Consider the following 14,225-nt stretch of genomic DNA (forward strand, 5'->3'; position numbering starts at 1 on the left):
AGTATAAAAAAAATAGCCTGAGATTTTCGATCTCAGGCTATTTTTTTATAATGCATTTTGATTTTTAATCTCTATTTTCTCTTTTTAGCATTGGTTCCTTCGTCAAAAATCAAACAAACAGGAGAGCATAAATCAAAACTTTTTCCTGAATCTGTTAATGTTCCTTTCTTCTTATTAATCTTAAAAATAACAATATTATTAGTGTATTGATGCCCTACCAAAAGAAATTTGCCTGTTGGATCAATCGCAAAACTCCTAGGCCCTTTACCCAAAGTACCGGTTTGACCTTTTAATTGTAATTTACCTTTTTTCTTAATTTTAAAAACTGAAATATTGTTAGCTTCTCCTCTGTTTGAAGCATATAAAAATTTACCGTTTGGAGAAATTTCAATATCTGCGGAACTAAATGTACCTTTAAAATCTTTTGCCAAAATTGTCGTTTCAAAAACTTTAGTTAGCTTTCCTTCTTTGTAACTAAACGAAGTTATCTCTCCATTGAGTTCTTGTAACAAATAAACATACTTTCCTTTTTTATCAAACTTCAAATGTCTAGGTCCGCTTCCAGGGGTTACTGAAACACTGTCTTTTAATGTTAATACATCAGAAGTAGCGGTCGAATTATAATTGTACACATATACTTTGTCTGTTCCTAAATCATTACTCAATACATATTTTTTATCTGGCGAAAAATAGACCATGTGTACGTGAGCCTTTTCCTGTCTGTCAGGATTTATTCCTTTTCCGTAATGCTGAACTACTTGTTTAGCTTCTGTCAAACTACCATCTGCATTTTTTCCAAAAACAGCTATATTTCCTCCCGAGTAATTAGCTACAATCACATTATTATCGTCATTAATTAGATAACAAGGATCAGCACCTTTTGAACTTACTTGATTAATTAAACTTGGTTTTCCGCTTGCTTGATCAAAACCAAGAGCGCTTACAGTACTTTCATTCCCATTTTCATTAACTGCATACATAAATTTACCATCCTTAGAAAGCGATACATAACTGGGACTAGCTATACTATCTGAACTCTTTTTCAATCTAAGTTGTGCTTTTTCGGAATTGAACTCATATACATAAATCCCTCTACTGCTGCAGGAATTGGTATAAGTTCCGACAATAAGATTGTGAATATTTTTTTGAGCCTGTATGGAAGCTATAGAAGAAATCAAAAGAAGAAATAAATATAGTTTTTTCATATTAAAAAATTTCGAAGAAGCTAAAATACTTATAATCTTTCAGAATCCCCCTATTTCTTTCCATTTTTGAAAAATAATAGCAACATTATAAGAAACTGTGAACAAATTTGTATTTTTGACACACAGAATTCAAGGAATTCTCCATTGAAACAAACTCTGTGAAGCAAACAAAACCTTAGAATGCATTTTAAACAACCCGAAATTCTATACTTTCTATTCTTATTGATTGTTCCAATTTTGGTTCATTTATTTCAATTAAGACGTTTCAAAAAAGAATATTTTACCAATGTTCGTTTCCTAAAAGCCCTTTCAATACAAACTCGAAAAAGTTCCAAAATTAAAAAATGGTTACTTTTGGCATGTCGTCTTCTATTATTGACTTTTATTATTTTAGCCTTTGCTCAGCCCTTTTTCGAATCCAAGGACAGTAAAAATGCCAGCAATAAAATGTACATTATTCTGGACAATTCCTTTAGCATGCAAGCCAAAGGTAAAAAAGGAGAATTATTAAAACGTGCCATTCAAGAGTTATTAGAAGAAACTCCTGAGAATGCCAGTTTCTCTTTACTTACCAACACAGATAGTTATTGGGATACCGATATTAAAACGATTCGAAATGAATTGCAAAACCTAAAATACAGTGCAACTCCTTTTCAATTAGACAATATTTTAGCAAAAGTAAAAGCACATAAGTCGGCTTTCAAAAAAGATATTGTTGTCATTACCGATGCGGTGGGTCTAACTCCAAATCAATTAAAAAATATTGAAACTTCTACTATTCCTTATTTCATTATTCCAAAGGCAGAACAAAAGAACAATGTAGCAATCGATAGTGTTTTCATTCGTCAAACACTTGATGATTTCTACGAATTAAGTATCAACACGACCAATTACAGTGATAATTTCAAACCTGTTTCTATGGCTTTATACAATCAAAACAAGCTGATTGCTAAAACCATTATCAACTTTAAAAACAAAAAAGAAACCATCAATTTTACTATTCCGAAACAAGCTTTTCATGGTTATGTTTCCATAGAAGACAATGACTTGGTTTATGATAACAAATTGTTTTTTAGTATTTCAAAAATCAAAAAGAACAATATTATCAGTATTGGAACGCCTGAAAAAAATAATTTCCTAAGTAGAATTTACACTAATGACGAATTCAATTATAATTCTTTCACACTAAACTCTTTAGATTATAATGCCATCGACAAGCAAGATGCTATTGTATTGAATGAACTAGATGAAATCCCTCAAGCTTTAGAAACGACTTTGAAATCCTTTGTCAAAAAAGGAGGAAATCTAATTGTAATTCCATCTGAAAAAGTTTCTATATCAAACTTAAATGAGTTGATACAACAATTTGACAACACCCAATTCAAATCATTAGAATCGAATGAAAAACTGATTACCAAAATCAACTTCAGTCATCCATTATTTGCTGGTGTTTTTGAAAACAAAACAAATAATTTTCAGTATCCAAAAATCAAAAAAGATTTTACGATTTCGACAACAAGCCCAGCCGTTTTAAATTTTGATGATCAATCTCCATTTTTAACAGCAATAAAAACAGCAGTTTCTTCGGTTTATGTGTTTTCGGCTCCAATTAATACTGATAATTCTAATTTTCAGCAATCGCCATTAATTGTTCCAGTTTTTTACAAAATGGCTTTAAGCAATCAAAATAATGGCATAAATGCAAACACAATTGGAAACAATACTTCCTACCTCGTTTCTGTGAATTTGGCCAAAGATGAAATTCTAACAGTAAAAAATTCAGACGAACAATTTATTCCGGTACAACAATTATTAAATAATAAAGTTCAATTATTTTTTAATGATTACCCTGAAAAAGCAGGCAATTACATGATTTATGATTCCAAAAAACCAATAGAAAATATTAGTTTTAATTACCCAAGAACAGAAAGTGATTTGAATCAAGTCAACGAAAGTATTTTATCAGATTATAAAACAAGTGATTCCATTACAACCATTTTTGACACACTACAAAGCAACCGAAGTGACAATCAAATTTGGAAATGGTTTATTATCTTTGCACTACTATTTCTAGCATTGGAAATGGCAATTATCAAATTTGTGAAATAACAATCCGATTTCTAAAAATTACAAAAACAACATGAACATAATCATCCGAAGTGCCAAAATTATAGATTCAAAAAGTTCGTTTAACAATCAAACTGTTGATCTTTTAATTGTTGATGGTTTAATAAAACAAATTGGAACAGCAATTCCCAACAATGATGATATTGAAGAACTAAAACTAGACAATCTTCATATTTCTCAAGGATGGTTTGATAGTAGTGTTTCTCTTGGAGAGCCAGGCTTTGAAGATCGGGAAACCATTGCCAATGGACTTGATGTTGCTGCCAAAAGTGGTTTTACTGCCATCGCATTACAACCTAACTCATACCCTGTTATAGACAACCAAGCCCAAGTAAATTTTGTAAAAAACAAAGCTAACGGTTTTGCTACGCAACTTTTCCCAATAGGTGCATTAACAAAAGGAAGTGAAGGCAAAGACATGGCTGAGTTGTATGATATGAAAAATTCTGGAGCTGTAGCTTTTGGTGATTATACAAAAAGTCTAGACAATGCCAATTTGCTTAAAATTGCATTACAATATGTTCAGGATTTTGATGGACTAGTTATTGCTTTCGCACAAGATGATAAAATAAAAGGGAATGGTGTTGCAAATGAAGGAATTGTTTCTACCCGATTGGGATTAAAAGGCATACCAGATTTAGCCGAAGAATTACAAATTGCCCGAAACTTATTTTTACTGGAATACACTGGAGGAAAATTACATATCCCTACTATTTCTTCGGCAAAATCAGTTCAATTAATTAAAGAAGCTAAAGCAAAAGGATTAAATGTTACATGTAGTGTAGCTGTTCATCATTTAGTCTTGACAGATGAAAAATTGGAAGGTTTTGATACCCGTTTTAAAGTAACTCCTCCATTAAAAACCGAAACTGACAGACAAGCATTACTTAGCGGAATACTTGATGGTACGATTGATATAATCACTTCCGATCACAATCCAATTGATATTGAACACAAAAAAATGGAATTTGATTTGGCTAAAAATGGAACAATCGGATTAGAAAGCGCTTTTGGATCTTTGGTGACTGTATTACCTTTGGAAACCATCATCGAAAAATTCACAGAAGGAAAATTGATTTTCAGTATTCCGACTAATATTATTAACGAAGGACAAATAGCCAATATTACTTTATTTAATCCTGAAGGTTCAAGTGTTTTTTCAAAGGAAAACATACTTTCAAAATCCAAAAATTCAGCTTTCTTGGGAACTAATCTAAAAGGGAAAGCTTACGGGATTTTGAACCAAGGGAAATTAATTTTAGGATAACTAAATATCATGAACAACACTATCGAAGCTGGAAAAACCGCAGCCATTACCAGTTATATTTTAGGCATTGGAGTATTTATTGCCATGTCTATGAATTCAGAGGATAAAAATGAATTTGCTTCATTTCATATCCGACAAGGATTAGGACTTACACTTACCTTTATTTCTTTGGGCTTAATCATTAGTAACTTTAATAGTTTAATGATTTCGGCACCAATGTGGATTTTTATTTCTGTTTTATGGTCTTACGGGATTTTCAGTGCTATAAAAGGCGAAACAAAACCAGTTCCATTGTTAGGGACTTATTTTCAAAAATGGCTTAAAAGCATATCATAAAAAATCAATTAACAATCAACAATTGATAATTACCAATTAATTACAAATGAATCTATCTTTAGAATATAAAATAAGAGAACCAAAAGTTATTCTTGACAAAAATCCATTATTACTTTTACTTCATGGATACGGCAGTAACGAAGCTGATTTATTTTCGTTTGCAACAGAATTACCTAATGAATATTATATAATCTCGGCTCGGGCTCCCTACGATCTACAATATGGAAGTTATGCATGGTATGCAATAAATTTTGATGCTGATCAAAACAAATTTTCTGACAATGAACAGGCTCGAATTTCGAGAGATATAATTGCAGATTTTATTGATGAATTAGTTGCAAACTACCCAATTGATGCCAATGATGTCAATCTAGTTGGTTTTAGTCAAGGTTCTATTTTGAGTTATGCAGTAGCACTTTCTTATCCTGAAAAAGTAAATAAAGTAGTTGCAATGAGTGGTTATCTCAATTTAGAGATTGTAGCAGAAGATTATTTAAAAAACAACTTAAGCAAACTTAAAATATTTGCTTCTCACGGAACAGTAGACCAAGTAATCCCTTTGGATTGGGCTAGAAAAACATCTCCAATTTTAGAAAAATTAGGCATAGCCATTACCTACAAAGAATATCCTGTTGGTCATGGAGTTGCACCACAAAATTTTTATGATTTCAAGAATTGGCTGATTCAAAAATAGTTTTTAGTTGATAGTTTTTAGTTTTCGGTCCATCACCTGACAACTAAAAACTATCAACTAAAAAAATTTTACTTTTGATATATAAAAGACTGATTTACTTCAAAAGAAACGCTTTCGTCATCGTTAATGAAATATTTCAACAATACTTCACCCCAATATTCACCATCATTATAATCTGCAATTATCCAACGGTGATTTAGCACTTTTACTTTATTAATTATAAATTTATTGGCTCCCAATTGCTCTTGTCCTGTATAAGGGTTTCCTTTTGGGTTTGTATTAAAATCCAATAATTTACCAGTAACATAAGGAATTAAAGTCGTATAGTTTCGGATTTTATCTGACTTAGCCGATTCGAAATAATTTTGTGCATTTTCATTTTTTTCTAATGAGAAATAATCAGCATCAGACCATTTATTAGTCATTGCTTGTAAACTATCTTTTAATTTGGTAGTCGATTTTTTATATTTATCCTGCTCAAAAGTAACTTCTTTGCTTAAATACATATAGGTATAAACATTAAAAACTAAAGACAAAATTAAAGCGTAAAGGAGTAATGATTTTTTCATTCGTAGATTAAATTGTAATTTCTAAATTGTCGTAAGCCAAGAAAACATTTTCCGGCAATCTTTTTTGAACTTCTTCATGAAAGCCAAGCATGTGGCTAATATGTGTAAGATAGGCTTTTTCGGGTTTCAGCAAAGCTATAAAATCGAGTGCTTCTTCCAAATTAAAATGTGTATCATGAGGCTGTTCACGCAATGCATTAACGACTAAAACTTTGAGGTTTTTCAGTTTATCAATTTCGACTTCATCAATGGTTTTTACATCTGTTAAATAAGCAAAATCATCAATCCTAAATCCAAAAACCTGCAAATCTCCATGCCAAACATTTACTGGAATAGCGGTTTTGTTTCCAATAGAAAAAGGTTTATCATTTTCAATTTCGATGATTTTTACCGAAGGTGCTCCTGGATATCTATTGACAGTTTCGAATATGTAATCAAATCGTTTTTCAATATTGGTAAGTACCCTTTTATGAGCATATATAGGAATTTCTCCTTGTCTGAAATTAAAAGGTCGTATATCATCCAAACCAGCAGTATGATCTGCATGTTCATGAGTAAAAAGAATTCCGTCCAATTTTCTACAATTAGAAGACAACATTTGCTGTCTAAAATCAGGTCCGCAATCGATAACGTAAGAGTGATCTTTCCATGATATCCAAGCCGAAACCCGGAGCCTTTTGTCCTTAAAATCAGTGCTTCTGCAAACTTCATGATCAACCCCAATAATAGGAATTCCCTGAGATGTACCTGTACCTAAAAAATATACCTTCAATTGCGTTTGTTTTTTTTACAAAAATAGAATTAATTCTCTTTCTTTAGAAGCCTAATTAGTTAACTTTGTAACATAATTGCCCAATTTAAACAAAAAAAATGGAAGCCAAAAAGATAAAACTAAAAGGAGACAAAGTTATCGAGCAAATTCCTTCTTTAAAGGATAAAGCACTTCGTATTAATTTGAATGAAAACATATACGGAACTTTTGCTGAAATTGGAGCTGGTCAAGAAACAGTTAGACATTTTTTTAGATCAGGTGGATCATCTGGCACAATCGCAAAGGCAATGTCAGCTTATGACAAAGACTTTAGTGATGCTGTTTATGGAATTGAAGAAGACGGCCGTTACGTAACTGAAAGCCGACTGAAAAAAATGTTGAATTTTGAAGGCGAATTGATTGAAGAACGATTAAGTCGAACAAAACATCCAAACAAGATGTTTTTCAGTTATGCCAATACAGTTGCTACCATTGACTTTGCTAAACAATTCAAAGGGCATGGATGGGTAGGTATTCGCTATCAATTGGACCCAACAGAAGGTTATAATGAAATAATTATTCATATTCGTTTCAAAGAAACGGATTCAAGATTACAACAAGAAACTTTAGGTACTTTGGGTGTTAATTTGATTTATGGTGCATTCTATAAATATAATGATCCAAAAAAATTACTTCGCTATTTATACGACCATCTTGACAAAGACCAATTAGAAATTGACACCATTAATTTCTCGGGCCCCCGTTTTGCTGATGTTGACAATCGTTTAATGAGCTTACAGTTGGTAAAAAACGGTATGACAGATGCAGTAATGTTCAATCCAAAAGGAAAAAATGTTCTGCCAGCAGCCATCCTTTACAAAAAAAACTTACTTGCATTTAGAGGAAGTTTCCGTCCTGTTACCAAAGTAAACATGGATATGTATGCCAACTCTTTAAAGATGTTTTTGGAAGAAAACAAAGTAGAAAAAGAAAACACTTTGGTAATTTTCGAAATTACATTATCTAATCTTCGATCTGATGGTGAAATTGACGAAAGAGACTTTATGGATCGTGCCGAGCTGTTATGCTCTTTGGGACAAACTGTAATGATTTCTAATTTTCAAGAATACTATAAAGTAGTAGAATATTTTTCTAATTATACCAAAGCCCGAATGGGTCTTGCTATGGGCGTTAATAACCTAGTAGATATATTTGACGAAAAATACTATCGCCATTTGAGCGGAGGAATCCTAGAAGCCTTTGGGAAATTATTTTATCGTGATATGAAAGTATTTTTATACCCAATGATTGGCGAAGAAGGAGAAATCATAACTTCCAAAAACTTAAAAGTACATCCAAGAATGAAAGAATTATATAAGTTCTTTAAATTCAACGGAAAAGTAGTAGATATTGAGGATTACAACCCAGAAATATTAGAAGTATTCTCTCGAGAAGTATTAAAAATGATTAGTGCCGGCAAACCAGGCTGGGAGCCGATGCTTCCTCCTGGAGTTGCAGAAATCATTAAAGAAAAAGGGCTTTTTGGTTATCAATCCAATTCACTTTTAGAAGCAAGCAAATAAACTAAACGATTCTAAATTCAAAAAAATCCAAGAAAGACAAAATGTTTTTCTTGGATTTTTTTTTAAAGAAAGAAATACTATTAAGAATTATCCCAATCTGTTCTTTATTTTAAGATTTGGTTGGCATGAACCTTGGTTTTAACATCTGAAATAATATCAGAGATAATACCATTTTCATCGATGACAAAAGTTGTTCTGTGAATACCATCATATTCTCTTCCCATAAACTTTTTTGGACCCCAAACTCCAAAAGCATTAATAACTGTTTTATCCTCATCTGCCAACAACGGAAAAGGTAATTCGTATTTATCTCTAAACTTCGCTTGCGCTTTGGCACTATCAGCACTTACGCCAAGGAGTTCATAATTATTAGCTTGAAAACGTTGAAAATTATCTCTTAAATCACAAGCCTCAGTAGTACAACCTGGTGTTGATGCTTTTGGATAAAAGAAAACAACTAGTTTTTTTCCTTTATAATCGGTTAATTGATGTAATTTTCCATCTTGATCTATACCTGCAAATTTTGGGGCTTGATCTCCTATTTTTAATGTAGTCATATTTTTAAGTTGATGAGTTACTAAGCCACTAAGGTACTAAGTTTTGTAAAATTTGACATTCAAAACACCATTCAAAAAGTAAATAATACTATTTTTACATTCAAAAACATTCTTAGAAACAAAGATTCTTAGCAACTCAAAAAAATGACCAAACAAGAACGCGTAACATTTGTAATAAACACGTTAAAAGAATTATATCCAACTATTCCAATACCATTAGATCATAAAGACCCATATACGCTGCTAATTGCTGTTTTACTGTCAGCACAGTGTACAGATGTTCGTGTTAATCAAATTACCCCTTTGCTTTTTGCTAAAGCTGATAACCCATACGATATGGTTAAGATGTCTGTCGAAGAAATAAAAGAGATTATTCGTCCTTGTGGTTTATCACCTATGAAATCGAAAGGAATTCATGGTTTATCACAAATTTTGATCGATAAGCATAACGGAAAAGTTCCTCAAAGTTTTGAGTTTTTAGAAGAATTACCAGCAGTTGGGCATAAAACGGCTAGTGTAGTGATGTCGCAAGCTTTTGGTGTCCCTGCATTTCCTGTAGATACTCATATTCACCGATTAATGTACAGATGGAACTTAACAAATGGTAAAAATGTCGTTCAAACCGAAAGAGATGCTAAACGCATTTTCCCAGAAGAAATATGGAATGATTTACACCTACAAATTATTTGGTATGGTCGCGAATATTCACCAGCAAGAGGTTGGAGTTTAGAGAAAGATATTATCACCAAAACAATTGGACGAAAATCTGTATTGAATGAATTTGTAAAAAAACAATAACAATCATAAACAACAAATTTCACTAGTTTAATAAAAACTAGTGAAATTTGAATCTATTTTAAATCAATTAAGATTTAAATTTCTTTTTGATTTTAACGAATTAATTGGCTATAATTTCAAAAACCTTTTCCTCTATTTTAAATACTTTCAATGCTTTAGAGTAATTTAATAAAAAAGAAACAACTTCTTTATCTGGTTTCATTTTTTTAGTAGTTTTTAATTCTTTAGAGTAATTCTTTTCCATATGAATATAAATTGTATTTTATATTACAACGGAGGAATCTCCCCTTTATTGTCAATTTGTCAAAACAATTTGATGCTTTTCTATAATTTTTCTTAAATTCATTATAGCATATCTCATTCTACCCAATGCTGTATTAATACTAACCCCAGTAGTTTCTGAAATTTCTTTAAAACTCATATCTTGATACATGCGCATAATTAAAACTTCTTTTTGATCTAAAGGAAGTTCTTCTATGAGTCTACGAATATCCACCTCTACTTGATCTGCAATAATTTGATTTTCAACAGTAAGTGAATCATCAGACATCACAGAAAATATAGAAAACTCCTCTGTCTCTCTGTACATTGGCATTTTTTTGGACTTTCTAAAATGATCAATAATCAAATTATGAGCGATACGCATTACCCAAGGCAGAAATTTTCCTTCCTCGTTATATGAATTTAATTTCAGGGTTTTGATTACTTTGATAAAAGTATCTTGAAAAATGTCATTGGAAACGTCTTTATCTGAGACTTTAGAATAAATGAATCCATATACTTTAGATTCATGTCTTCTTATTAATGTAGCCAATGCATTTTCGTCACCAGCCATATAATCCTTTACTAATAAAGCATCCGTTTTTTGTATATTTGCCATAGCTATTCCTTTTTAGATCGTTAGTTCGTGGGAGTTTTCTAAAAGGTAGTTCTATGCTATAGGCTTACGAGATTTTATTTAAGGTTAAGTATTTGCCAAATTTAACAAATTATTATCAAAAGAAGCAAGAAAAAATAGAATAAATATCATTTTTAAAAATTAACTCTTTAATTTTTAACAAATTAATATAAAAATCCTAATTGTAAAATATTGTTTTACATTGCCATACCAAACAAAGCGCTAAAACTTTAAATCAAACTAAGCGATTCATTTTTATTTTAGCATCAAAATAAAAACACAAATTATACTTACAAAAAACCAACAGTCTTGATAAATCTGACACTCTCACTTTTTCAAAAAAGAATTGCAAGAGTGCCAAAATTAACTAAGAGAACAATTCTATTATTGATATACTTTAATATAATCAATCAAAAATTCCTGAGGAAAAATGGTATCATCAACCTTTGGCCCTCCAAAATTACCTCCTACTGCCAAATTAACTAAAAAATAAAAAGGTTGGTCGAAAGGCCAAGTATTTTCGTCTTTAATTTCTGGTTGAAAAGTATAAATCAAATCTTTATCTACAAAAAAGTCTATTTTATCTTTTGTCCACTCTATCGCATAAATATGATAACCTTCTTCAATATTTGATATTATTGTTTTTTTACTATTAATAGAGTTTCCGTGACTATCTTGTGTATGCAAAGTAGTATACACCGTATGAGGTTCGCGTCCAATATATTCCAAAATATCAATTTCACCACACTTAGGCCAATTCTTTTCCGCTAAATTAGAACCTAACATCCAAAATGCAGGCCATATTCCATACCCTAAAGGTAATTTGGCTCTAGCTTCCAAACGTCCGTATTGAAATTCCTTTTTCGCTTTGGTATTAATCCGAGTGGACGTATAACTATCTCCTTCTTTCTTGGCGGTTATAATTAACTTTCCATTTTCCAACCTATGATTTTGATTAGTATATAGCTCACGTTCATTATTTCCCCAACCACAATTGGGACACCCATCGCCTAATTCAATATTCCAAACTTTATCATTCAAAGTTTTACCATCAAAATTCTCTTCCCAAACCAATTTTCTTTTAGTTTGTTGTCCGAATACAGCCCCACTTATCAGCAGGATTATCATAAATTTATTCATCCTTATTTTATTTTACAAATTGGAATTCCCCTTTTAATGTTTCTACAGAATTACCTCCTATGAAGACTTTAAAATCTCCAGTTTCAGCTTCCCATTTTCTATTAGCAGTAAAAAATTCAATTGTTTTTTCATTTATCTCAAAAGTAACTCTTTTAGTTTCATTAGGTTTTAATTCAATCATTTCAAACCCTTTCAATTCCAAAACAGGTCTAGTGATACTCGCTATTAAATCTCTAATATAAAGTTGAACCACTTCTTTACCTTTAACTTTTCCACTGTTTTTTACCAAAACAGATACTTCTATTTTACCATTTTTCGAAAAAGATTGTGAAGATAATTTCAAATTTGAATATTCAAATTTAGAATAACTTAAACCAAATCCAAAAGGATATAAAGGAGTATTTTTTTCATCTATATAATGCGACCAAAAAACACTATCTGGTTCGTTCATTATAGGTCTTCCTGTGCTTTTATAATTATAATAAATTGGCACCTGAGCCACATTACGAGGAAAAGTCATTGGAAGTTTTCCACTTGGATTGTAATCTCCGTACAATACTTGCGCAATCGCGTTACCACTTTGAGTTCCAAGTTGCCATGCTTCAACGATAGCAGGAATATGTTCCTCTGCCCAAGGAATAGCTAATGGGCGTCCATTGTTAAGTACCAAAACTATATTTGAATTTACTTTATATATTGCTTCCAATAGTTCTTGTTGCACACCTGGCAAACCTAAATCTGCTCTACTTCTACCTTCACCCGATTGCAAACCATATTCCCCTAAAACTAGTATTACAACATCAGCTTTTTTTGCAGTAGTTATAGCTTCCTCAAAACCTGATTTATCAGTGGTGTTTATTTTGGTTTCCAATATAAATTTTGGCGAACCAAGTGCAACATCAGCACCTTTAGCATAAGTTAGCTGATTATCTTTATATGCTTGTAAACCTTCTAAAACTGAAACAGCGGTATTCTCATCGGCTGCAATTCTCCAACTTCCCAACGGACTTGTTTTATCATTTGCCAAAGCACCAATCAAAGCTATTTTTTGTCCAGATTTTTTTAAAGGTAATACATCATTATTATTTTTCAACAAAACAATCGATTTTTTCGCCATGTCCAAAACTTCATTTTGAAACTCCTGTTTTCCAACAGTTGCCAATTCTCTGGCTTCATCACAATATTTATATGGATTATCAAACAACCCCAATTCAAACTTTACTCTAAGTATTCTTCGAACGGCATCGTCAACAGTAGTTTCCTTCACTTTACCTTCGTGAACCAATTGAGCTAAATAATCAACATAAGCACTAGATTCCATATCCATATCAGAACCCGCATTAATAGCAATTTCTGCAGCTTGTTTGTCATCTTTGGCAAATCCGTGCGCCTTCATTTCTTGAATAGAACCCCAATCTGACACAACAAAACCTTTAAATTTCCAATCTCCTTTCAGAACTTCCCTTTGTAAATAAGGATTACCTGTTGCAGGAATACCATTTAGTTCATTAAAAGAATTCATAAATGTTCGAACACCAGCATCTAAAGAGGCCTTAAAAGGAGGAAAAACAACATTTTGCAAAGTTGATTCCCCTAGATCTACCGAATTGTAATCTTTACCCGATTCTGCAAAAGCATAACCTGCAAAATGCTTGGCGCAGGCCAAAATATTTTTATTAGAACTTAGATCCCCCTGAAAACCTTTGACACGAGCAACCGCAATTCTACTTCCTAAATAAGAATCTTCACCTGCTCCTTCCATAACACGCCCCCAACGTGCATCACGAGACACATCCACCATTGGCGCAAATGTCCAATTTATTCCTACGGATGAAGCTTCATCAGCGGCCATTTCTGCAGATTTTTGAATAGCATCCATATCCCAACTAGCTGATTCAGCTAGCGGTATAGGACTAATGGTTTTATAGCCATGAATCACATCAAAACCAAAAAGAAGTGGAATTCCCAATCGGGTTTGTTCAACAGCTATTTTTTGCAAGGCTCTTACATCTTTTACACCTTTTACATTCAACATGGAACCTACTAAACCTTTTTTTAAATCCTCATATTTTTTTGCTGCCAAACCTTCTTTTGGTGTTGGTCCAGTTACATCCCAAAAGCCATTGTATTGATTAAGTTGCCCAACTTTCTCCTCAAGAGTCATTTTCTTTAAAAGTATCTCAACTTTTTTATCAAAAGAAACCTCTTTTTTAACTTTAGTTTGTGCCTTAACTGAGCCTATTACAAACAACCCAACTGCTAAAAAAAACAAAAAAAACCTTCTATTCATTTGTACCATA

General features: G+C 31.9%; 14 protein-coding genes. 6 read left to right on the forward strand and 8 right to left on the reverse strand.

Annotated features, from left to right (window positions below):
• Positions 1 to 71 precede the first annotated feature (71 nt).
• Positions 72 to 1,205: a lactonase family protein gene (locus CLU82_RS02785; protein ID WP_100841653.1), complete on the reverse strand. Its 1,134-nt coding sequence runs from the start codon at positions 1,203 to 1,205 to the stop codon at positions 72 to 74.
• 180 nt (positions 1,206 to 1,385) lie between these two features.
• Here CLU82_RS02785 and CLU82_RS02790 point away from each other — a divergent pair, with 180 nt between their 5' ends.
• The 4 genes from CLU82_RS02790 to CLU82_RS02805 are packed head-to-tail and all read left to right on the forward strand — an operon-like array spanning position 1,386 to position 5,629.
• A complete protein-coding gene (locus CLU82_RS02790) occupies positions 1,386 to 3,314 on the forward strand; it encodes a BatA and WFA domain-containing protein (protein ID WP_100841654.1) in 1,929 nt (642 codons plus the stop codon).
• Positions 3,315 to 3,345: 31 nt separating this feature from the next.
• On the forward strand, positions 3,346 to 4,599 hold the full coding sequence (locus CLU82_RS02795) for a dihydroorotase family protein (RefSeq protein WP_100841655.1): 1,254 nt from the start codon (positions 3,346 to 3,348) through the stop codon (positions 4,597 to 4,599).
• Between the two features lie 9 nt (positions 4,600 to 4,608).
• The gene (locus CLU82_RS02800) at positions 4,609 to 4,935 is read left to right on the forward strand and encodes a hypothetical protein (protein ID WP_100841656.1); all 327 of its coding nucleotides are present in this window, start codon (positions 4,609 to 4,611) and stop codon (positions 4,933 to 4,935) included.
• A 46-nt stretch (positions 4,936 to 4,981) separates the two neighbouring features.
• Entirely contained in the window at positions 4,982 to 5,629 is a 648-nt protein-coding gene (locus CLU82_RS02805; RefSeq protein ID WP_100841657.1) for an alpha/beta hydrolase, read from the forward strand.
• A gap of 68 nt (positions 5,630 to 5,697) precedes the next feature.
• Here the strand turns inward: CLU82_RS02805 and CLU82_RS02810 are convergent, their stop codons facing one another.
• A complete protein-coding gene (locus CLU82_RS02810) occupies positions 5,698 to 6,198 on the reverse strand; it encodes a hypothetical protein (protein WP_100841658.1) in 501 nt (166 codons plus the stop codon).
• A 7-nt stretch (positions 6,199 to 6,205) separates the two neighbouring features.
• Positions 6,206 to 6,970, reverse strand: coding sequence for an MBL fold metallo-hydrolase (locus CLU82_RS02815; protein WP_100841659.1), 765 nt, complete (start codon positions 6,968 to 6,970; stop codon positions 6,206 to 6,208).
• 98 nt (positions 6,971 to 7,068) lie between these two features.
• Between CLU82_RS02815 and CLU82_RS02820 the strand changes: the two genes are divergently transcribed.
• Positions 7,069 to 8,532 carry a nicotinate-nucleotide adenylyltransferase gene (locus tag CLU82_RS02820; RefSeq protein WP_100841660.1) on the forward strand — a complete coding sequence of 488 codons (1,464 nt, stop codon included), beginning with the start codon at positions 7,069 to 7,071 and terminating at the stop codon, positions 8,530 to 8,532.
• 104 nt (positions 8,533 to 8,636) lie between these two features.
• Here CLU82_RS02820 and bcp read toward each other — a convergent pair whose 3' ends face one another.
• Positions 8,637 to 9,089: a thioredoxin-dependent thiol peroxidase gene (gene bcp / locus CLU82_RS02825; protein ID WP_100841661.1), complete on the reverse strand. Its 453-nt coding sequence runs from the start codon at positions 9,087 to 9,089 to the stop codon at positions 8,637 to 8,639.
• Between the two features lie 144 nt (positions 9,090 to 9,233).
• Between bcp and nth the strand changes: the two genes are divergently transcribed.
• A complete protein-coding gene (gene nth, locus CLU82_RS02830; protein WP_100841662.1) occupies positions 9,234 to 9,887 on the forward strand; it encodes an endonuclease III in 654 nt (217 codons plus the stop codon).
• A 100-nt stretch (positions 9,888 to 9,987) separates the two neighbouring features.
• On the opposite strand, the gene CLU82_RS20825 is transcribed toward nth, so the two are convergent.
• The 4 genes from CLU82_RS20825 to bglX all read right to left on the reverse strand — a co-directional run bounded on the left by CLU82_RS20825 (position 9,988) and on the right by bglX (position 14,215).
• Entirely contained in the window at positions 9,988 to 10,131 is a 144-nt protein-coding gene (locus tag CLU82_RS20825; protein ID WP_198520180.1) for a hypothetical protein, read from the reverse strand.
• 51 nt (positions 10,132 to 10,182) lie between these two features.
• Entirely contained in the window at positions 10,183 to 10,767 is a 585-nt protein-coding gene (locus CLU82_RS02835) for an RNA polymerase sigma factor (RefSeq protein WP_100841663.1), read from the reverse strand.
• 402 nt (positions 10,768 to 11,169) lie between these two features.
• Positions 11,170 to 11,925: a family 16 glycosylhydrolase gene (locus CLU82_RS02840; RefSeq protein WP_100841664.1), complete on the reverse strand. Its 756-nt coding sequence runs from the start codon at positions 11,923 to 11,925 to the stop codon at positions 11,170 to 11,172.
• A gap of 7 nt (positions 11,926 to 11,932) precedes the next feature.
• Positions 11,933 to 14,215, reverse strand: coding sequence for a beta-glucosidase BglX (gene bglX / locus CLU82_RS02845; RefSeq protein ID WP_100844911.1), 2,283 nt, complete (start codon positions 14,213 to 14,215; stop codon positions 11,933 to 11,935).
• Between the last annotated feature and the right edge of the window lie 10 nt (positions 14,216 to 14,225).

The organism is Flavobacterium sp. 5 (assembly GCF_002813295.1).
Lineage (GTDB): Bacteria > Bacteroidota > Bacteroidia > Flavobacteriales > Flavobacteriaceae > Flavobacterium.

Excerpts from the sequence above, each read along its gene's own strand:
- CLU82_RS02840 (WP_100841664.1), bottom strand. The coding sequence starts at position 11,925 with ATGAATAAATTTATGATAATCCTGCTGATAAGTGGGGCTGTATTCGGA.
- bglX (WP_100844911.1), bottom strand. The coding sequence starts at position 14,215 with ATGAATAGAAGGTTTTTTTTGTTTTTTTTAGCAGTTGGGTTGTTTGTA.
- CLU82_RS02800 (WP_100841656.1), top strand. The coding sequence starts at position 4,609 with ATGAACAACACTATCGAAGCTGGAAAAACCGCAGCCATTACCAGTTAT.
- CLU82_RS02805 (WP_100841657.1), top strand. The coding sequence starts at position 4,982 with ATGAATCTATCTTTAGAATATAAAATAAGAGAACCAAAAGTTATTCTT.
- CLU82_RS02810 (WP_100841658.1), bottom strand. The coding sequence starts at position 6,198 with ATGAAAAAATCATTACTCCTTTACGCTTTAATTTTGTCTTTAGTTTTT.
- nth (WP_100841662.1), top strand. The coding sequence starts at position 9,234 with ATGACCAAACAAGAACGCGTAACATTTGTAATAAACACGTTAAAAGAA.
- CLU82_RS02785 (WP_100841653.1), bottom strand. The coding sequence starts at position 1,205 with ATGAAAAAACTATATTTATTTCTTCTTTTGATTTCTTCTATAGCTTCC.
- CLU82_RS02820 (WP_100841660.1), top strand. The coding sequence starts at position 7,069 with ATGGAAGCCAAAAAGATAAAACTAAAAGGAGACAAAGTTATCGAGCAA.
- CLU82_RS20825 (WP_198520180.1), bottom strand. The coding sequence starts at position 10,131 with ATGGAAAAGAATTACTCTAAAGAATTAAAAACTACTAAAAAAATGAAA.
- CLU82_RS02835 (WP_100841663.1), bottom strand. The coding sequence starts at position 10,767 with ATGGCAAATATACAAAAAACGGATGCTTTATTAGTAAAGGATTATATG.
- bcp (WP_100841661.1), bottom strand. The coding sequence starts at position 9,089 with ATGACTACATTAAAAATAGGAGATCAAGCCCCAAAATTTGCAGGTATA.
- CLU82_RS02790 (WP_100841654.1), top strand. The coding sequence starts at position 1,386 with ATGCATTTTAAACAACCCGAAATTCTATACTTTCTATTCTTATTGATT.
- CLU82_RS02795 (WP_100841655.1), top strand. The coding sequence starts at position 3,346 with ATGAACATAATCATCCGAAGTGCCAAAATTATAGATTCAAAAAGTTCG.